Source organism: Bradyrhizobium sp. 149 (genome assembly GCF_023073915.1).
Lineage (GTDB): Bacteria > Pseudomonadota > Alphaproteobacteria > Rhizobiales > Xanthobacteraceae > Bradyrhizobium.
Window position 1 is genome coordinate 94,442 of the sequence record NZ_JADPKK010000019.1, and the last position, 18,499, is coordinate 112,940.

Consider the following 18,499-nt stretch of genomic DNA (forward strand, 5'->3'; position numbering starts at 1 on the left):
TAGGGATCAGATGGGCATCCTCACCAACATGTATCGACGCCTGCGCCGGCCGGAGCCAACACCCCGGCATGTCTCCTTCATCGAGCTGCATGTCGCCCACACCTGCAATCTGACCTGTGAGAGTTGCTCCCATTATTCCAATCATGCGCACAAAGGCATCCTGGACCCGGCCCTGGCGGAAAGCTGGATAAGCGCCTGGAGCAAGCGCCTCACTCTGGATGAATTGAACTTGCTCGGGGGCGAGCCGACCATGAACCCCCGGCTTTGTGAATTCGTCGTGCTGGCTCGGAAATATTGGCCGGCTGCGCATATTCGCATCATCACCAACGGGTTTTTCCTGCATCGCCACCCTGCGCTTCCAGCGACGCTGGCGGTCAATGGCAACGCCAGCCTCGCATTGTCGGTGCATCACAACGATCCGTCATATCTCGAAAAGCTGCGGCCCGCCTTCGATCTCCTGGCGGCTTGGCAACGCGATCACGGCACGGTCGTCGAGACCAGGCAATCCGACCAGGGCTGGACACGCCGCTACCTTGGCTCCGGTGCCGAGATGTTGCCGTTCGAAGACGACCGGTCCCGACAAAGTTGGGAAGTCTGCCCCGCCAAGTATTGCAAGCAGCTGCATGATGGCCAGCTTTGGAAATGTCCGCCGCTCGCTTACCTCAACTTGCAAAAGGCGAAGTACGATCTGTCGCCGAAGTGGGATCCGTATCTGCGGTACAAGCCGCTCGACCCGACCTGCACCGACCGCGAGCTCGTTGAATTTTTGCAGCGGGAGGATGAGCAAGCCTGCTCGATGTGCGCCGCGGAGGTTCGCCGCTTTTCACTTCCCAATCCCTTGCGGAGCCGGCCATCGAGCAACGCGCCGGCCGGTTCGCCTTAGCCGAACAGTCAGGCACGTCCGCGCAGGCGCTGGAAAATTTCGCTGCCCCAGCGCAAGGGCGCTGTCGACTTCCACGACGTGGACTTTCGGATAGCCACCATTTCCGATCTCGCCGCATCCCTTTCGATCCTGAGCTTCCACGTGTCGGCCAGCGCGGAATCACGCTCCGCCGTGACCCAGTCACGCATGGTCGCGTCCTCACGCCACAGGCTTAGTTGATCGGCAAATGCTTGCCGCAGTGAGGGACTCGCGCCTTCACGCAGAGGCGCCGTATTGACGTCGGCTTCGACCAACCTCAGACGGGTCGAGGGATTGCTGATGCCAGCGTAGTGATGGATGATCGCGTCAGGGGCCACAGCCAGGCCGGGAGCTGAATTCCAGATGGTATCGAGGCGCGCGAGACGGATTCGATCCGGCTCCTCAGGACGGTTTGGTCCGAGCCCCAGGCATTCGTCATATCCGAGAAGGTGGTGAATTGTCGCCTGATCGGACCAGTGATGCGGTAGTTGTCCGGCCTCCCACACTCGCTTGAAAAAATCGCGCGACCAATCGCCAACTCTGATCAGCATGACGCCGGAGTTGAAGTGCGGCACGAAATTCTCGGCTTCTATCTTTGACGTTTCAGGCCCGTGCCAGGCCATCTGAAGAGAGGCGCCATCGATCGCAACGGTCCGAACGTCGACATCACGGCGCAAGACGATGGCGTCCACATCGACCCAGAGCACGAAATCGAAATTGTCTTCGAGGACGGCGCGGATTGCCTCAATCTTGATCCATCCGCGCGGGCGCTCCCAGTCGTCCCGATAGTCAGTCTGCACCGTGTATCCGTGCGCCCTTGCGAAAGCCTGCAGGCTTGGAGCCGTCAAAGCTGCAAGCGGCTGCTGAACAGAGTTGTACGCTGTTAAAAGACATACACTTGGCTTCATTGATCCCCCTCAGGCGCCTACCAAGATAGACGCATGTTGCCAATTGGCAAACTGAGACTGTCGCCGCCATCCAGCAATGGTCGGCTATCGGGCCGGGAATTGAAGGGGCAAGACCAAGGGAGCGCGCGAGCGCGCCCCCGATCGAAGGCTCCGCGTGCCACCGCTGGAGGCGGGGTTTAGATGGGCGATACGTTCGCCTCCCCCGTCGGGCGAAGCACCCTACTCCGCCGCGATCTGCCTTGGCGCTGGCGGCGGATTGGCGAGATCCGCGGCAAGCTGGGCGTAGCGGGCCTTGGCGTCCGCGACCGCCTTCTCCTTCACCGGGCCGTAGCCACGGATGCGGTCCGGCAGCGACAGCAGTTCGACAGCAGTGTCGATCGTGAGCGGCGACAACAGGCCGAGTACGGTGGCGACGTCCTTTTCGTAGCCGGCGATCAGATCGCGTTCGAGCTTGCGGTCGGCGCTACGGCCGAAGATGTCGAGCGGCGTGCCACGCAGCACCTTGAATTTCGCCAGCACGCGGAACACCGGGAGCATCCACGGGCCGAAGGCGCGCTTCTTCGGGCGACCGAGCGCATCTACGCCACGGCTGAGGATCGGCGGTGCCAGGTTGAAGTTGAACTTGAAATCGCCCTCGAACTGGTCGCGGAGCTGCTTTTCGAAAGCACCGCTCGTGTAGAGGCGCGCGACCTCGTATTCATCCTTGTACGCCAGCAGTTTTGCGTAGTTGATCGCAACCGCGCGCGTCAGCGCCTCGTCATAGCCGCCCTGCCGGGCAGCTTCGCTGACCTGATTAACCAGCTTGCGATAACGTTTTGCCAGGCGCCCGTTCTGATAGGCGGTGAGATGCTTGGCGCGGTGCTCGACGAGTTCGTCGAGTGTCATTGCGTCCAGGGTCTTGGGCGCGACGACCTCCTCCGTTCCCTTGAGCATGTCGGCGAGACGCTGGGGGTCCGCGACCGCGAGGCGGCCGAGGCGGAAGGCTTCCTTGTTCATCTTGATCGAGACGCCGTTGACCTCGATCGCCTGCTCGATCGACTCCGCCGACAGCGGCAAGAGGCCCTTCTGATAGGCGTAGCCCATCATCATCATGTTGGTGGCGATGCTGTCGCCGAGGAGTTGCTCGGCCGGTTTGGTGAAGTCGAAGAACACCGAGTCCTTGTGTAGCGCGGTTTCGAGCAACCCGTTCAGCTTGCGGGTCTGGAAGTTGAAATCGCGGTTGAGGATGAAGTCGGCGGTCGGGATGACGTGGCTGTTGATGATGCCGTGGGTGCGGCTGGTGTCGCAGAGCGAAATGGTGTCCTTGGCGACCGCGACAACCTCATCGGCGGCGAGCACGACGTCGGCGGTGCCGGTGACGATGCGTGAACAGGTCACCTCGGCCGGATGATCGGACAGGCGCACATGGCTCAGCACCGCCCCTCCCTTCTGGGCCAGGCCCGACATGTCGAGGATCATCGAGGCCTTGCCCTCGATATGCGCGGCCATGCCGAGCAGCGCGCCGATGGTCAGTACGCCCGTGCCGCCGACGCCACCGACTGCGATGTTGTAGGGTTTGTCCAAATTGGAGCGCGATGCCGGCTCAGGCAGCGTGCCGATATCGCCAACCCCCGCCGGCGCGCGCTTGCGCATCTTGCCGCCATCGACGGTGACGAAGGACGGGCAGAAACCTTTGACGCAGGAATAATCCTTGTTGCAGGTCGACTGGTTGATGGCGCGCTTGCGGCCGAACTCGGTCTCGAGCGGCTCGACCGAAATGCAGTTCGATTGCACCGAGCAATCGCCGCAGCCTTCGCACACCGCGGGATTGATGAGCACGCGGCGGGCCGGATCCTCCAACGTGCCGCGCTTGCGGCGGCGGCGCTTCTCGGCGGCGCAGGTCTGCACGAACACGATCGCGGATGCGCCCTTCACCTTGCGCAGCGTTCTTTGGACCGCGTCGAGCTCGTCGCGATGCGCGGTCTTGACGCCGGGCGCGATCTCGTTCGCCGGATAGGCGTCGGGATTTTCCGAGACCAGATAGATCTCGCGGATGCCTTCGCTATGGAGCTGGAAGGTAATCTGCTGCGGCGACAATTCGCCGTCGACATGCTGACCGCCGGTCATCGCAGTCGCGTCGTTGTAGAGGATCTTGTAGGTGATGTTGGCGCCGGAGGCGACCGCCTGGCGGATCGCGAGGCTGCCGGAGTGGAAATACGTGCCGTCGCCGAGATTGGCGAAGACGTGCTCTTCCTTGGTGAAGGGGGCAACGCCGACCCACGGCACGCCCTCGCCGCCCATATGTGTGAACGTCTCGGTGGAGCGATCCATCCACAGTGCCATGAAGTGGCAGCCGATGCCGGCAAAAGCGCGGCTGCCTTCGGGTACCTTGGTCGAGGTGTTGTGCGGGCAGCCGGAGCAGAAATACGGGGTGCGGGCGACAGGCGCGCTCGCCTGCATTTGCGAAGCCTGGCGGCCGTTGAACCAATCGGCCTTGGCACGCAGCATCGTTGCAATTTCGGGATTGAGATCAAGTCGAAGCAGGCGCTCGGTCAGCGAACTGGCCAGTGAGGCGACGCTGAGTTCTTCGGCAAAGGGAAGGAAGCGCTTGTCGTGATCGTCCATTTTGCCGATGATGCGGGGACGGACGTCGTCGCGCCAGTTGAACAGCTCCTGCTTCACTTGATTCTCGACGATCTCGCGGCGCTCTTCGATGATGAAGATTTCCTCGAGGCCTACAGCAAATTGCCTGACGCCTTCCGGCTCCAGAGGCCAGGGCATACCGATCTTGTACAATCGAAGTCCGATCTTGGCGGCGACCTCGGGTGTGATACCGAGCTCGCGCAGCGCCTGACGGATGTCCTCGTAGCTCTTGCCCGACGCCATGATGCCGTAGCGGGCGTTCGGCGAATCCATGGTGATGCGATTGACCTTGTTGGCGCGCGCAAAAGCGATCGCGGCAAAGCCCTTGTAGTCCTGCAGGCGGCGGTCCTGGGCGAAGCGGTCGTCGGGCCAACGCAGATTGAGGCCACCCTCGGGCATTTCGAAATCGGTCGGGATCACGAACGGCGTCATCTCGTCGGTGAGGTCGATCTCGGCGGTGGTCTCCACCGTCTCCGTGATCACCTTCATGCCGACCCAGCAGCCCGAGTAGCGCGACATCGCGATACCCAGAAGACCCATCTCGATCATCTCGTGGACGCTCGACGGGTAGAGATAGGGCATCAGCGCCGACATGAAGGCGTGGTCGGACTGATGCGGGACCGTCGAGGATTTGGCGCCGTGGTCGTCGCCGGCGAGACACAGGACGCCGCCGTTCTTGGCGGATCCCGCGGCATTGCCGTGGCGGAAGACGTCGCCGCAGCGATCGACGCCGGGGCCCTTGCCGTACCAGATGCCGACCACGCCGTCATACTTGGCGCCGGGCGAGAGATTGAGCTGCTGCGAGCCCCAGATGGCGGTAGCGGCCAGATCCTCGTTCACGCCGGGCTGAAACTTGATGTTGTACTGCTCGAGATGTTTTCGCGCGGCGAAGAGCTGCTGGTCATAGCCGCCGAGCGGCGAGCCGCGATACCCCGAGATGAAGCCCGCGGTGTTCAGCCCCGCGGCACGGTCGCGCCGGATCTGGGCCATCGGCAGGCGGACCAGGGCCTGAATGCCGGTCGTGAAAATATGTCCGGTGTCCTGGGTGTACTTCTGATCGAGACTGATCGGACCCTGGTTGATGCCCATTATGTCCTCTTCCGCCCTTTTGAGCGCCTGGCTGCTTAAGCCGTTGCCTGCCCGTTGTTTTTAGCTAGGGCGCGCCGACCATCTCCGCCACTCTATGTCGGATATTTCACGCTCCGCATCACAAATCTGGACCAAAGGTGGCGCCGGGTAAAAATCGCAATTTCGTGGCGGCGATGGCATCGGCGATTTTCAATTTGTGTCACCATACCCCCGGCGCCGCGAAACGAATTGACGCCCGGTCATCCGGGACGACGTCGATGGGTCGCAGGAGAGGCTTTCATGCGGACGATTCTGGCTGGCTTGGCTCTTGTGGGTCTGGCGTTGTGCAGTGCGGTTGCGAGCGCAGCCGTCGCTGCCGAGCCGTCGCCGGAGCTGATCGCCTCCGGCAAGGCGCTGGTGGAGGCCGGCGACTGTGCGGGCTGCCACACCGCCGATCCCACAAAGCCGTTCGCGGGCGGAAAGCGCATCGACACGCCGTTCGGCGCCATCTACGCGCCGAACCTGACGCCGGACCGCGACACCGGGATCGGCGCCTGGTCCGACGCCGACTTCACCCGCGCCGTGCGCACCGGCGTCGCACCCGACGGCTCGAACTATTATCCGGCGTTCCCCTACCCCTATTTCACGCGCATGACGAAGGACGACACGCTGGCGATCCGGGCCTATCTCGGAACGCTCGCGGCCGTCACGAGCCGCAACAAGCCGCCGGAGCTGCGCTGGCCGTTTGGCTATCGCGGCCTGATGCGGGCCTGGAACTTGCTGTTTTTCAAACCCGGCCTTTTCGAGCCGGACCAGGCCAAGAGCGCGGCGTGGAACAGAGGCGGTTATCTGGTCACCGGGCTCAGCCATTGCGGCGCCTGCCATACGCCGAAGAACTATTTTGGCGCGGACAAGACCGCGCAGGCCCTATCCGGCAACGAGATCGGCGGCTGGTTTGCACCGCGACTCGATGGCGCCACACGGAGCGGGCTGCAATCGTGGAGCGCTCAGGACATTGCGGAGTATCTGCAAAGCGGCCGCAACGCCAAAAGCCATGCCGGCGGGCCGATGGCGGAGGTGATCGTCAACTCGACCTCGAAGATGAGCGATGCCGATGTGCGCGCCATCGCGGTGTATCTGAAAGACCTGCCGCCGGTGCGGCGCGAGCCGAAGGTGACGCCGCCTGAGGATCCCGAGATGAAAGCCGGCCAGGCCGTCTACGCAAAACTCTGCATCGCCTGCCACGAGGCCGACGGCTCCGGCGCGCCGCGCATCTATCCGCCGCTGCCTGGCAACGCGCTGCTGCAATCGATCAATCCGTCCTCCACCTTGCGCATCATCCTCGACGGCGCCCACACCGTGACGACGCCGCGCGCGCCCAACACCGGCGAGATGCCGGCCTATGCCAGGCAATTATCCGATGAAGAGATCGCGGCGGTAACGAACTACATCCGCAATTCCTGGGGCAATGCCGCCCCGCTGGTGACGCCGGCGCAGGTGGCCAAGGCGCGGAAGCAGGAGCCGTAGTTTAGGGCTCCCGCTCCTCCTGTTCTGTGAACACGAACTTCGGCATCTCCCATTTGTAGCGCACCGCCAGCAGGCGAAAGCTGATGCCGAGGACGAACGTCAAAATGGTCCAGAGCTCGGCGTTCAGCTTGAGGCCGAAGGCGGTCGCGTAGAACAGTCCCGTTACCACCGAGACGCTGGCGTAGAGCTCGGAGCGGAACAGCAGCGGCACGTCGTTGCAGAGCACGTCGCGCAAGACGCCGCCGGCGCAGCCGGTCACCATGCCGGAGACGATGACGATTGGCAGCGTGGCGTCCATCTGCCAGGCGATATCGCAGCCAGCCATGGTGAAGACAACGAGACCGATGGCGTCGAGCACGATGAAGGCCACTTTCAGCCTGTGCACGAGGCGAGCCGTCAGAATGGTGAGGAAGGCGGCGCCCCCAGCCAGTGCGAGGTAGATGGGATTTTGCACCCAGGCCAGAGGATAGTGACCGAGAAAGAGATCGCGCAAGGTGCCGCCGCCGAGCGCCGTGATGCAGCCGAGGAAGCAGACGCCGAGCCAGTCCATGCTGCGGCGGCCGGCTGCGAGCGCGGCGGTCATGCCTTGCGCCGCGACCGCGACCAGCGACAACAGATGCAGCACGCTATCGCTCGGCGGCAAGCTCCACATCGTTTTGTTCCTTTCCCCCCGCGGAACTTATGCTTGGGGTTCCCAAGTGAACAGGTTCCCGATTCCCGGCGCGGGGGCAACATGCGACGAAAGCCTTAGGGAGCGCGGAACTGAATCTCGCATCTAAGGGTTGTCCAGCCGCAATAATCGAGGAGACCCAATCGATGGCTGACGACCGTTTTACCAACGATCCGTACCGCCCGAATCTCGCCGATGATGAGTATCGCAACGCGGCGCGACGGGATGCCCAGCTTCAGGTCGACCCGGAGCTTGGCGAAGGCCCCGCCTCCAGCGGCAAGGTAGCCCTGTTCGCAGTGGCAATCGCCTTGGTGCTGGGTGCCGTTTTCTACGGCCTGAACAACACGAACACCGGTAACCAGGCGAGCAACGCGCCGGCGACGCAGACTGCGCAGCAGGCGCCCGCGACCAATCCGGCCGCACCTCCCGGCATGCGTGACGTGACGCCGCGCACCAACACCGGACCGGGCGTAACCACGGGCGCCGCGCCGAGCAAGCCGGCCCCGGATACGCCGGCGCCGTCTGATGGCGCGAAGTAACGATTTGCAACAATATGCGACAGCGGCGGGATTTCAGATCCCGCCGCTTTCGTTTGTCTTTAGCTGAACATCTTGTTGAGTTCGCCCCCGGGGTAGCCGGTACCGAGCTCGGTGAACGTCCCCTTCTCCGCCATCTCCTTCGCCGCGCGCATGAAGCCGCCCCAGGCGGCGCGCGCGAGTGAACCGCCGACGCTGATCCGGCGCACGCCGAGATCGGCGGCTTCCTGCAATGACAGCCCGGAGCCGCCGATCAGCAGGTTGAACGGTTTGGGTGCGACAGCCTTCACCACCGCGGCGATGTCCTCACGGCTCTTCAGGCCCGGCGCGTAAAGGCAATCGGCGCCGGCATCGGCATAGGCGGCGAGCCGGTCGATCACGAGCTTGAGATCCGTCACGCCCCACAGATACGCCTCGCAGCGGCCGACCAGCAGCACGCCGCTATCGCCGATCGCCTTGCGCGACGCCTTGATGCGCTCCACTGCGAGCGCGCGCTCGTAGATCGGCTTGTCCTTGTCGCCGGTCGAATCCTCGATCGACAGACCGGCAACGCCGGTGCGCACACAGCGCTCGACATTGTCCGCGACCTTATCCGGCTCGACCGCAAAGCCGCCCTCGAAATCCGCGTTCACGGGGATGTCGACGGACGTGCTCAATGCCGCCAGATGCTGACAGACGTCCTCGACGGAGACGTGGTTATCGGCCTTGCCGATGGTCCAGGCAAAACCCGCGCTCGACGACGCGAGTGCCTTGAAACCGAGATGCTGCAACGCTTTCGCGCTGCCGACGTCGACCGGATTGGGCAGGATGAAGCAGCCGCTCTCGTGCATCTTCCTGAAGGTCGCGCGCTTGTCAGCAGTTGTCACATGCATGTTTCTCTCCCTTGTTGGCCGCGCAGAGATGGGGACGTGCCGCCGCGGGCGCTAGTGCGCGTCGTGCACCGCGCGGCTGTCCTTCGGCGCCTGCTCGCGATCATTCATGCTGTAGTCACGGATGACGCTGGCGATACGCAGATGATAGTCGGCGAAGATCATTGCGCGGCCTTTCGCTTGCGTGCGGCGATGCTCCATCGTGTTGCGCCAGGCTTGCACGGCTGCCTCGTCCCGCCAGAACGACACCGACAAAATCTTGCCCTTCTCGGTCAGGCTCTCGAAACGCTCGACCGAGATGAAGCCGTCGATGGTTTGCAGGATCGGCTTGAGGTCGGCCGCGAGGTCGAAATAATCCTGGCGGTGTTCCGGCTTCGGCCAGACCTCGAAGATTACGGCGATCATGGACAGTCTCCTTGAGTTGCTGGCCTACAATACCACTTACAAAACCACTTGGCGCAGAAACGTGCGCTCTTCTGCGAGGATGAATTTGTGCTCCTCCGCGAAATGGAAGTTCGCCATGCCTTCCGTATCCTGACGCAGCCGGGCGCGATAGGCCTCGTACGCAGCCAGACTCTCGAAGGTGATCAGCGCAAACGCGATGTTGTTGGTGCCCTCGTGCGGCATGAAATAGCCGATCAGGTCGCCGCCGCATTTCGGGATGATGGTGAGCCAGCGCTTCGAATACTCCTCGAATTGCGCACGCTTGAACGGATCGAGCTGATAGCGGATAAAGACGGTGACGGACATGATGGGCTCCTCTGGTTCCACATCGTCATTGCGAGCGCAGCGAAGCGATCCAGGAATCCCTCCGCGCAGGCAGCCTGGATTGCTTCATCGCTTCGCTCCTCGCAATGATGAGCAAAGCCACGCTATGCGCTTGCCTCACCACAATGCTTCGGCTACCATCGAAGCATGAAATCCGGTCCGGACATCGCCTTGGTCGCCTCGCTCGTCGGCGATCCCGCACGCGCCAACATGCTTACGGCGCTGATGAACGGGCGCGCGCTCACCGCGAGCGAGCTGGCGCAGGAGGCCGGCATCACGCCGCAGACCGCGAGCTCGCATCTTTCCAAGCTCGAGGCCGGCGGCCTCATCGAGCCGGAGAAGCAGGGTCGCCACCGCTACTACCGCCTCACCGACGACGACGTTGCCGGCGTGCTGGAGGGCCTTGCGGGCCTCGCAGCGCGGACCGGCCATATGCGCGTGCGCACCGGGCCAAAGGATCCGGCGCTGCGGCGTGCGCGGATCTGCTACGACCATCTCGCCGGCGATCTCGGCGTGCAGATGCTCGACACCCTGCGCGCGCGAAACCTGGTCCGGCAGAAGAAGCAGGAGATCGAGCTGACGGCGGAGGGCGAGCGCTTCCTGGCGAAGCACCTGCAGATCTCGCCCGACATGCTCGCCCATCCGCGCCGCCCGGTCTGCAAGGCCTGCCTCGACTGGAGCGAACGGCGCCACCATCTCGCGGGCACGCTCGGTGCCGCCATGATGCAGCGTTTCGCCGAGCTGAAATGGGCCGCCCGCGACGCCACGCCCGGCAGCCGCGTGGTGAATTTTACGCGCACCGGCGAGAAGCAGTTTGCCGCGCTGTTCGGCAACGAGCAGAACTGATCACGCAAGCCGCGCGAGATTGCACATTTGCGTGTGAGCGCCTGCCGTCGGCGCGAGCGAGGCTTGACCCCGCCATCCACGGGTTTATGGCCATCGGTGCCACACATCAGAGACGCCCATGAACCGTATCCTCCCGGTCGCGCTTGCCGCCGCCCTGCTCGCTTCGCCATTCACCTCCGCTCGCGCCGCCGACACCGCCCCGCGCGAGCCCTACGGCATCGCGCTCGAAGGTTTTGCCTATCCCTATCCCGTGCACCTGCTGCCCGTTCTCAACGATGGCGAGCAGCTCAGCATGGCTTATATGGACGTGCCGCCTGCGCAGCCGAACGGCCGCACCGTCGTGCTGCTGCACGGGCGCAATTTCCCGTCGAGCTACTGGGCACCCGTCATCAAGATGTTGAGCGAGGCCGGCTACCGCGTCGTGGTGCCGGACCAAATCGGCTTCGGCAAATCCTCCAAGCCGACGGGCGAGCTGCATTTCGACACGCTCGCGCGCAACACCATCGCACTGCTCGATCATCTCAAAATCGACAAGGCCGAGATCGTCGCCCATTCGCTCGGCGGCATGCTGGGCGTGCGCATCGCCCGCGCCTATCCCGACCGCGTCGCTCACCTTGTTCTGACGGCGCCAATTGGGCTGGAAGACTACCGCCTCTATGTGCCGCCGACGCCGACCGAGAAGATCATCGAGACCGAGGACAAGCTCACCGCCGATGGCTATCGCAAGCAGCTCGAGACCAATTATGCGATCAAACTGCCGGCGGAGGCGATCACGCCGTTCATCGACGCCCGCTTCAACATCAAGGGCAGTCCTGATTATCCGCACTGGCTGCGTGCCTTCGTCAGCTCCGGCCAGATGATCTATCGCGAGCCGGTGGCGCACGAGGTCGCACTGATCACCGCGCCGACGCTGTTCATCATGGGTGCCGACGATCACAACGCACCGGGCCGGCCGAACGCGCCGGAGGCGCTGCGCGCGAAGATGGGGCAGAACGCCGAGCTGGCGAAGGCGCTGGCCGCGAAGATGCCGAATGCGCGGGCCGAGGTGATCCCGGACACCGGTCATCTCGTCTTCCTGGAATCACCGGAGAAGTACAATGAGCTGGTGCTGGGCTTTCTCGGCCACTAGCGTCATTGCTGTCGTCCGAGGCCGCGTGCGGGGAACGTTCATGCCGCATTCAGGTCATGATTGGCAGATTTGGGGTGCGCCGTATCGGCATGTTGCAAAATTTAACATGTCGAAGCGTGTCTTTTGATTCATTGTGCACGCGCCAAGTCCTCCTAGAATCTGCCCAACCTCCCCCCAAGAATCTGCCCCAAGAATCTGCCCCAAGGACAAGAAGGAAGATCAAATGAAATATCTGCTCGCCGCCGCGATGCTCGCCAGCGCGGTCGTTGGTTTCAGCGAAGCGGCCAGCGCCGCCGGCGGCTGCGGCCCCGGCTGGTATCGCGGCGCCTATGGCAACTGCCGCCCGATGCGCGGTGCTGTCGTTGTCCGCCCGGGTCCGATCGTGGTTGCCCCGGCCCCTGTCGTCGTCGTGCCACGCGCGCGCGCGTGCCCCTACGGCCTCCGCTGGTACGCCGGCCGCTGCCGCCCGTACTGATCTCGTTTTTTCGCATTGCGAAATGGCCGCGCGGCGAAGCATGCGCGGCCATTTTCTTTTTGAGCGCCTGACGTCGCGTCGGACGGCTTCGAATCAAATAGGGGACCGCAATCGCGATCCCCTTTCAAGCCCGGCTTGCGCGAAGCTTACCAATGGCGGCGGTGCCAGCGCCGGCGATGCCAACCCCAGTGACGGCGGCGCCAGCCCCAATGACGGTGGCGGCCGTGCCAGTGCACCTGCTCGGGCTTCAACTGCGTAGCCTCTTCGCTGTTGGTGACGGCGGGATGAGCGTCTGGATTGCGTTGCGGCATGCTGGGATCACCGAGCGGCTGCGGCGCCAGCGGCGCGGCCTGTGCGGCGGTCGTGAACGCGGCAGCTCCGGCCGCGACACCAATTGCAAATTTCAAAAAGTTCCGGCGCTCCATGACTTCTTTCCTCTTGGATGGTCGTGCCAGTGATGCAGAGGCGAGTGTCGCGGTGACGACATGAACCGAAGCTGAATCGTGCGTTCAGATTCTTGCGAAACGGGCAGTGACGGCCTGTAGCCCGGGCACTACTCCCCAAACTCCTGCGCCAGCACCAGCAACTCGCGCGTGCGCGTCACGTCGGGCCAATCGCGCTTGAAATCGGCCACCAGCTGCGTCAGCGCATCGCCCTTCAGCATCGCAGCTAGCTTGGCCTCATCGTCGAACTGATACATGGCCTGATGCAGCGAGGGATCGTCCAGGCTCCAGAACCGCCAGGCCTTAGCGACGCCAAACGCCTTTACCGCGTCGGGCAAATGTTCCGTCTCGTACCATGTGTCGAACGCGGCGCGCTTGCCGGCGTCGGTGACGGTGGCGCGGACGACGAAGAAGGCTGACGGCATCGGATTTCCTCCTGTTGTTTGGCGTTAGCTTACCCGGTTATAGTGGCGGCAACAAAAAGCCCGCGCGGCGGATTTTGTCGTCGCGCCTGTAAGGGGGAATGGCCATGCGCAGGATCATCACGGGTCTCATTGCGATCGCCTCGCTGTGGCCGGCCGCCTCACCCGCCGAAATCGTGCGCTTCGACATCCTCGCGCGCGAGCCCGCCTTTGCCGGGCGCAACTTCGGCAATGTCGGAACCTACGAGCGCATCACCGCACGCGCGACCATCGCACTCAACCCCGCCGACGACCGCAACGCCGTCATCACCGATCTCGCGCTCGCGCCGCGCAATGCGAACGGAAAGGTCGAGGCCGCCGCCGACGTCGTGATCCTCCGGCCCAGCGATCCCACACATGGCAACGGCACGCTGCTGCTGGAAGTGCCCAACCGCGGCCGCAAGCTGGCGCCGCAACTGTTCGACGATTCCGCCCAGCCCGGCGCCAACAATGCGGACAAGGCCGAGGACGCCGGCATCGGCTTCCTGCACCGCCAGGGTTTTACGATGGTCTGGGTCGGCTGGCAGGGCGACATCGCCTCCAGGCCGGGACAGCTCGCGATGACGGCGCCGGTGCTCAAGAGCGTCACGGGACCCGCGCGCGAAGAATTCGTCTTCGACAACACGACCAATCCTGCGCGCGCGACGCTGATTTGGCCCGCCGCTGACCCCGCCAATCTCAACATCACGGTGCGCGCCGCCTGGGCCGACGCCCGGCAGACACCGTCCGGTCTCTCCGCGAAACTGATCGATCCCGCGACGGTGGAGATTGCCAGGCCCGACGGTTTTGACGCGGGCGCGCTCTACGAGATCACCTACACTGCACGCGATCCGGTGCCGCTCGGCATGGGCTATGCCGCCGTGCGCGACGTCATCAGCTTCCTCCGCCACGACGAGACGTCGGCGAACCCGCTGCTGAGCGGCCTGCATGCGTCCGTCAGCCGCGCCATCGGCTTCGGCGTCTCGCAATCCGGCCGCTTCCTGCGCGACTACCTCTATCTCGGCTTCAACGAGGATCTCTCGGGACGCACCGTGTTCGACGGATTGATGCCGCATGTCGCGGGCACGCGGCGGATGGCGACCAACGTTCGATTCGGCCAGCCCGGCCGCAACCCGCGCCATCCGCAGGATCCGGCGTGGCAAGCCGATCTCTTCCCCTTCACCTATGCGAGCCTCAGCGACCCCTACTCCGGCAAGACCGACGGCCTGCTTCGCCGCTGCGCGCTCTCGGCGACGTGTCCGAAGGTGATGCAGACCGACAGTGAGCACGAATGGTGGGCTTCGCACGCCTCGCTGCTCGTGACCGATCTCGCCGGCAATCATCTCGACCTCCCCGACAACCTCCGCGCCTACATGATCGCGGGCACGCCGCATTTCGCCGAAGCCTCCGACGTGATGCGCAGGGCCTTGCCGGCGATGTCGCTGCCGCAAAACCCGATGCATGCGGGCGGGCCGATGCGCGCCCTGCTCACCGACCTCAACGCCTGGATCAGCGACGGTACAAAGCCGCCCGCTAGTCGCGTTCCGATGCGCGCCCACGGCACGCTGGTCACCGCGCAAGGTGCGGTGCCGACGGATATCCCCGGCCTGCCCTACGCCGGCATCCACACGCTCGCCGCCTTCTCCGACCAGAGCGTGCTGCCACCGAAGGAGATCGGCCGCTATCCCGTGTTCGTGCCGAAGGCGGACACTGACGGCATGGCGATTGCGGGGATCCGCCAGCTCGCATTGGCGGTGCCGCGCGCGACCTACACGGCGTGGAATCCGCGGGCGCAGGGATTTGGCCCGACAGCGCTCTATCCGCTGCAAGGCGCAGTCGTGCCGTTCGCACCAACCGAGGCCGCGCGCAAGGAAGTGCATGACCCGCGGCTATCGATCGCAGAGCGATATGCGGATGACGGCGCGTATGTCGCTGCGGTGCGGCGCGAGGCCGCGCGGCAGGTCGCGGAGCGATTGCTGCTGCCGGAGGATGCGGAGCGCGCGGTCGAGGCGGCAAAGCAAGGCAAGCTGGCGAAGCTCGGGCAGTGAGAGAGCCGACGGCAACCGCGGTTTAAATGCTCACGATGCGGTTCGCCCTTTCCACAAACTCGTCTTGCCCGGGCTTGTCCCGGGCATCCACGTTCTTGGCCATAGGCAGGAATAGACGTGGATGGCCGGGACAAGCCCGGCCATGACGGTGTGAAAAAATGCCCCATCGCTGTCGGAATGCGGTCCCCCCATCCGTCCTATGCCCAGACAGCACGGAGACGCCGCATGCCCGACCTCACTCTCACCACCTTCAATTGGGTTCCCGAACTCCCGCGCGGCTTCGTGCGCGACCTCCGCGTGCGCTGGGCGCTCGAGGAGGCCGCCTTGCCCTATCGCGTCGCCAGCGTGCCGTTCGATGATCGCGGTGCCGCGCATTTCGCGCACCAGCCGTTCGGCCAGGTGCCGTGGCTCATCGATGGAGACACCTCGATCTTCGAGAGCGGCGCGATCCTGCTTCATCTGGGTGAGCGCAGCGCAAAGCTGATGCCCGCCGACCCGCGCGGTCGCAGCGAGGCGATCAAGTGGGTGTTTGCGGCGCTCAATTCGGTGGAGATGGCGAGCCTGCCTTGGGCGCTCTTCAGATTTACCGGCAATGACGACGGCTCACCGGCCGTGAAGTTCTTCGACGACTTCCTCAAGCTCCGCCTCAAGCACATGGAGCCGGTGCTGGGGGCGCGCGAATGGCTCGCGGGACCCTTCTCCGTCGCCGACGTCCTGATGGCGGACGTGCTGCGCCTCGTCGATCATTTCGATGGACTGACGGAGCAACCGGCCTGCCGCGCCTATGTCGCGCGCGCCACGAGCCGCCCGGCTTTCGTCAAGGCCCGCGCCGACCAGATGGCGCATTTCGCCGCCGCGGACACGGCACGATCTGCGTGACGTGCCGCACATAACTAGCCTGGCGTCTGCCATACGCTCCAGCCATCGCAACGAAGCAATTGGCTTCAATTCATCAGGGCAAAAGGTGACACATGGCCCGCATCGAATATCTCAAAGACCAGCTCGCCCGCGCCGAGCGGCTGGCAAAAGCGATCCTCGACCAGCACGCCGCGGAGCGCCTTCAGGCGTTCGCAGCCGAGTGCCGCACGGAGTTGCAGGTGCTGACGCGCAGGGTTGCGGCGTAAGGCAGTTCGTTACACGAGCTTCATCGGCGCATCCGCGACCACGCGCAAGTCGATGCTCCCGATCAACGCCGAACGGCGCGCCTCCGCCGCACTGATGGCCTCACTCGTCTGCCGCAACGTGCTGACGTTCGAGCCAAGCGAGACGATCCCGCCCAGCACCAGAGCGATCGATCCGAGCGCGGTAGTCTGACCTGATCCCAACAAGCCGAGGATCGTAGTCAACAGCAACGTGCCTCCGCCACCGATGGCGATCTTGGATGCCAGGATGTACTTCCGGCACCGCTCGGCAATCTCGGCTAGCCGCTCGATCCGAGCTTCAATGTCGGAGATTTCGTCGGTCGGATCGTCTTCGGTCATTGGATCGCGAGTACCAAGTCAGAAGAAACCAGTAGCCCGCATGAGAAGAACGACATGCGGGACTTGGAAGAAAACCCGGATGTCGCTACGCTCATCCGGGCTACGCCCTCACAACGGCAAATTGTCGTGCTTCTTCGCCGGCGTTTCCACCTTCTTGTCCTTCAGCATCGACAACGCCCGCGCGATGCGCTTGCGGGTCGAGTGCGGCATGATGACGTCGTCGATGTAGCCGCGCTCGGCGGCGATGAAGGGGGACAGGAATCGATCTTCGTACTCCTTGGTGCGCGCGGCGATCTTGTCGGGGTCGCCGATATCGGCGCGGAAGATGATCTCGACGGCGCCCTTGGCGCCCATCACGGCGATCTGGGCGGTCGGCCAGGCGTAGTTCATGTCGGCACCGATCTCCTTGGAGGCCATGACGTCGAAGGCGCCGCCATAGGCCTTGCGGGTGATGATGGTGACCAGCGGCACGGTGCACTGCGAGTACGCAAACAGCAGTTTTGCGCCGTGCTTGATCAGGCCGCCATATTCCTGCGCGGTGCCCGGCAAAAAGCCCGGCACATCGACGAAGGTGACGATCGGGATGTTGAAGGCATCGCAGAAACGAACGAAGCGCGCGGCTTTCCGTGAGGCATCGCTGTCGAGCACGCCGGCGAGCACCATCGGCTGGTTCGCGACGAAGCCCACCGTGCGGCCGGCGATGCGGCCGAAGCCGGTGACGATGTTCTTGGCAAAGGCGTCCGCGATCTCGAAGAAGTCGCCCTCGTCCACGACCTTGAGGATCAGCTCCTTCATATCGTAGGGCTTGTTCGGATTGTCCGGGATCAGCGTGTCCAGCGACATGTCGACCCGGCCGATGTCGTCAAAACTCGGCCATTCCGGTACGCCGTCGGTGTTGTTGGACGGCAGGAAGTCGATCAGGCGCCGCATCTGCAGCAGCGTCTCGACGTCGTTTTCGAAGGCACCGTCCGCGATCGAGGAGCGCGTCGCGTGCACCGAGGCGCCGCCGAGCTCTTCCGCCGTGACGACCTCGTTCGTGACGGTCTTCACGACGTCGGGGCCGGTGACGAACATGTAGCTGGTGTTCTTCACCATGAAGATGAAGTCGGTCATGGCCGGCGAATAGACGTCGCCGCCGGCGCAGGGGCCCATGATCACCGAGATCTGCGGGATCACGCCCGAGGCGAGCACGTTGCGGCGGAACACGTAGGAATAGCCGGCGAGCGCGGCGACGCCCTCCTGGATGCGGGCGCCGCCCGCGTCATAGAGGCCGATGATGGGCGCCCGCGCCTTCATCGCCATGTCCTGGAGCTTTGTGATCTTCAGCGCGTGGGTCTCGGACAGCGAGCCGCCGAACACGGTGAAATCCTTGGCGAACACAAAGGTCTTGCGGCCGTTGACGGTGCCCCAGCCGGTGACGACGCCGTCGCCGGGCACCTTGTTCTTCTCCATGCCGAACTCGGTGGAGCGGTGCTCGACGAACATGTCGAATTCCTCGAACGATCCCTTGTCGAGCAAGAGCTCGATGCGCTCGCGGGCGGTCAGCTTGCCGCGGGCGTGCTGCGCCTCGATGCGCTTCTCCCCGCCGCCGAGCTTTGCGCCGGCGCGACGGTCTTCAAGGGCGTCCAGGATGTGTTTCATTTGCTCCCGCCAGTTCTTAAGTGATGCGGGGTTCTAACACGGCATTTTGCGGGCCGGAAAGCGCCCTTTCGGCCTCGCAGGGCTGCCCTGTTGGCGCTGAAACCGTGAGGGATTACAACGTTTTGCC

19 protein-coding genes are annotated in these 18,499 nt (G+C 64.0%); 9 read left to right on the forward strand and 10 right to left on the reverse strand.

Annotated features, from left to right (window positions below; translation table 11 throughout):
• Positions 1–10 precede the first annotated feature (10 nt).
• A complete protein-coding gene (locus IVA88_RS12005) occupies positions 11–883 on the forward strand; it encodes a radical SAM protein (protein ID WP_247497493.1) in 873 nt (290 codons plus the stop codon).
• A gap of 8 nt (positions 884–891) precedes the next feature.
• Here the strand turns inward: IVA88_RS12005 and IVA88_RS12010 are convergent, their stop codons facing one another.
• Both IVA88_RS12010 and IVA88_RS12015 read right to left on the reverse strand, forming a co-directional pair.
• On the reverse strand, positions 892–1,809 hold the full coding sequence (locus IVA88_RS12010; RefSeq protein WP_249811182.1) for a putative nucleotide-diphospho-sugar transferase: 918 nt from the start codon (positions 1,807–1,809) through the stop codon (positions 892–894).
• A gap of 219 nt (positions 1,810–2,028) precedes the next feature.
• Complete coding sequence (locus IVA88_RS12015; protein WP_247497495.1) at positions 2,029–5,520, reverse strand: indolepyruvate ferredoxin oxidoreductase family protein; 3,492 nt, start codon at positions 5,518–5,520, stop codon at positions 2,029–2,031.
• Positions 5,521–5,799: 279 nt separating this feature from the next.
• Between IVA88_RS12015 and IVA88_RS12020 the strand changes: the two genes are divergently transcribed.
• Entirely contained in the window at positions 5,800–7,026 is a 1,227-nt protein-coding gene (locus tag IVA88_RS12020; RefSeq protein ID WP_247497496.1) for a c-type cytochrome, read from the forward strand.
• A 1-nt stretch (position 7,027) separates the two neighbouring features.
• On the opposite strand, the gene IVA88_RS12025 is transcribed toward IVA88_RS12020, so the two are convergent.
• The gene (locus tag IVA88_RS12025; RefSeq protein WP_247497497.1) at positions 7,028–7,678 is read right to left on the reverse strand and encodes a trimeric intracellular cation channel family protein; all 651 of its coding nucleotides are present in this window, start codon (positions 7,676–7,678) and stop codon (positions 7,028–7,030) included.
• Between the two features lie 164 nt (positions 7,679–7,842).
• Between IVA88_RS12025 and IVA88_RS12030 the strand changes: the two genes are divergently transcribed.
• Positions 7,843–8,235 carry a hypothetical protein gene (locus tag IVA88_RS12030; protein WP_247497498.1) on the forward strand — a complete coding sequence of 131 codons (393 nt, stop codon included), beginning with the start codon at positions 7,843–7,845 and terminating at the stop codon, positions 8,233–8,235.
• 59 nt (positions 8,236–8,294) lie between these two features.
• On the opposite strand, the gene IVA88_RS12035 is transcribed toward IVA88_RS12030, so the two are convergent.
• Genes IVA88_RS12035 through IVA88_RS12045 form a run of 3 tightly spaced genes read right to left on the reverse strand, consistent with a single transcriptional unit; the run spans position 8,295 to position 9,851 of the window.
• Positions 8,295–9,104 (reverse strand): isocitrate lyase/phosphoenolpyruvate mutase family protein, encoded by an 810-nt coding sequence (locus IVA88_RS12035; RefSeq protein WP_247497499.1) that lies wholly within the window; start codon positions 9,102–9,104, stop codon positions 8,295–8,297.
• Between the two features lie 51 nt (positions 9,105–9,155).
• Positions 9,156–9,506, reverse strand: a complete 351-nt coding sequence (locus tag IVA88_RS12040) for an antibiotic biosynthesis monooxygenase (RefSeq protein WP_247497500.1) — start codon at positions 9,504–9,506, stop codon at positions 9,156–9,158.
• 36 nt (positions 9,507–9,542) lie between these two features.
• The gene (locus IVA88_RS12045; RefSeq protein WP_007603076.1) at positions 9,543–9,851 is read right to left on the reverse strand and encodes an NIPSNAP family protein; all 309 of its coding nucleotides are present in this window, start codon (positions 9,849–9,851) and stop codon (positions 9,543–9,545) included.
• A 165-nt stretch (positions 9,852–10,016) separates the two neighbouring features.
• Between IVA88_RS12045 and IVA88_RS12050 the strand changes: the two genes are divergently transcribed.
• The 3 genes from IVA88_RS12050 to IVA88_RS12060 all read left to right on the forward strand — a co-directional run bounded on the left by IVA88_RS12050 (position 10,017) and on the right by IVA88_RS12060 (position 12,319).
• On the forward strand, positions 10,017–10,715 hold the full coding sequence (locus IVA88_RS12050) for an ArsR family transcriptional regulator (RefSeq protein WP_247497501.1): 699 nt from the start codon (positions 10,017–10,019) through the stop codon (positions 10,713–10,715).
• Positions 10,716–10,833: 118 nt separating this feature from the next.
• Positions 10,834–11,844 carry an alpha/beta hydrolase gene (locus tag IVA88_RS12055; RefSeq protein ID WP_247497502.1) on the forward strand — a complete coding sequence of 337 codons (1,011 nt, stop codon included), beginning with the start codon at positions 10,834–10,836 and terminating at the stop codon, positions 11,842–11,844.
• A 223-nt stretch (positions 11,845–12,067) separates the two neighbouring features.
• A complete protein-coding gene (locus tag IVA88_RS12060; RefSeq protein ID WP_247497503.1) occupies positions 12,068–12,319 on the forward strand; it encodes a hypothetical protein in 252 nt (83 codons plus the stop codon).
• 146 nt (positions 12,320–12,465) lie between these two features.
• Here IVA88_RS12060 and IVA88_RS12065 read toward each other — a convergent pair whose 3' ends face one another.
• Positions 12,466–12,744, reverse strand: coding sequence for a twin-arginine translocation signal domain-containing protein (locus IVA88_RS12065; RefSeq protein WP_247497504.1), 279 nt, complete (start codon positions 12,742–12,744; stop codon positions 12,466–12,468).
• Positions 12,745–12,872: 128 nt separating this feature from the next.
• Positions 12,873–13,187 (reverse strand): hypothetical protein, encoded by a 315-nt coding sequence (locus tag IVA88_RS12070; protein ID WP_247497505.1) that lies wholly within the window; start codon positions 13,185–13,187, stop codon positions 12,873–12,875.
• A 104-nt stretch (positions 13,188–13,291) separates the two neighbouring features.
• Between IVA88_RS12070 and IVA88_RS12075 the strand changes: the two genes are divergently transcribed.
• From IVA88_RS12075 to IVA88_RS12085, 3 genes are all read left to right on the forward strand, one after another.
• Positions 13,292–15,250 carry an alpha/beta hydrolase domain-containing protein gene (locus IVA88_RS12075; protein ID WP_247497506.1) on the forward strand — a complete coding sequence of 653 codons (1,959 nt, stop codon included), beginning with the start codon at positions 13,292–13,294 and terminating at the stop codon, positions 15,248–15,250.
• A 225-nt stretch (positions 15,251–15,475) separates the two neighbouring features.
• Entirely contained in the window at positions 15,476–16,129 is a 654-nt protein-coding gene (locus IVA88_RS12080; RefSeq protein WP_247497507.1) for a glutathione S-transferase family protein, read from the forward strand.
• Between the two features lie 92 nt (positions 16,130–16,221).
• Positions 16,222–16,374: a hypothetical protein gene (locus IVA88_RS12085; RefSeq protein WP_247497508.1), complete on the forward strand. Its 153-nt coding sequence runs from the start codon at positions 16,222–16,224 to the stop codon at positions 16,372–16,374.
• Between the two features lie 9 nt (positions 16,375–16,383).
• Here IVA88_RS12085 and IVA88_RS12090 read toward each other — a convergent pair whose 3' ends face one another.
• Together IVA88_RS12090 and IVA88_RS12095 are read right to left on the reverse strand one after the other, a co-directional pair.
• Positions 16,384–16,731, reverse strand: a complete 348-nt coding sequence (locus IVA88_RS12090) for a hypothetical protein (protein WP_247497509.1) — start codon at positions 16,729–16,731, stop codon at positions 16,384–16,386.
• 108 nt (positions 16,732–16,839) lie between these two features.
• Positions 16,840–18,372, reverse strand: a complete 1,533-nt coding sequence (locus tag IVA88_RS12095) for an acyl-CoA carboxylase subunit beta (protein WP_211399411.1) — start codon at positions 18,370–18,372, stop codon at positions 16,840–16,842.
• Positions 18,373–18,499: the final 127 nt, after the last annotated feature.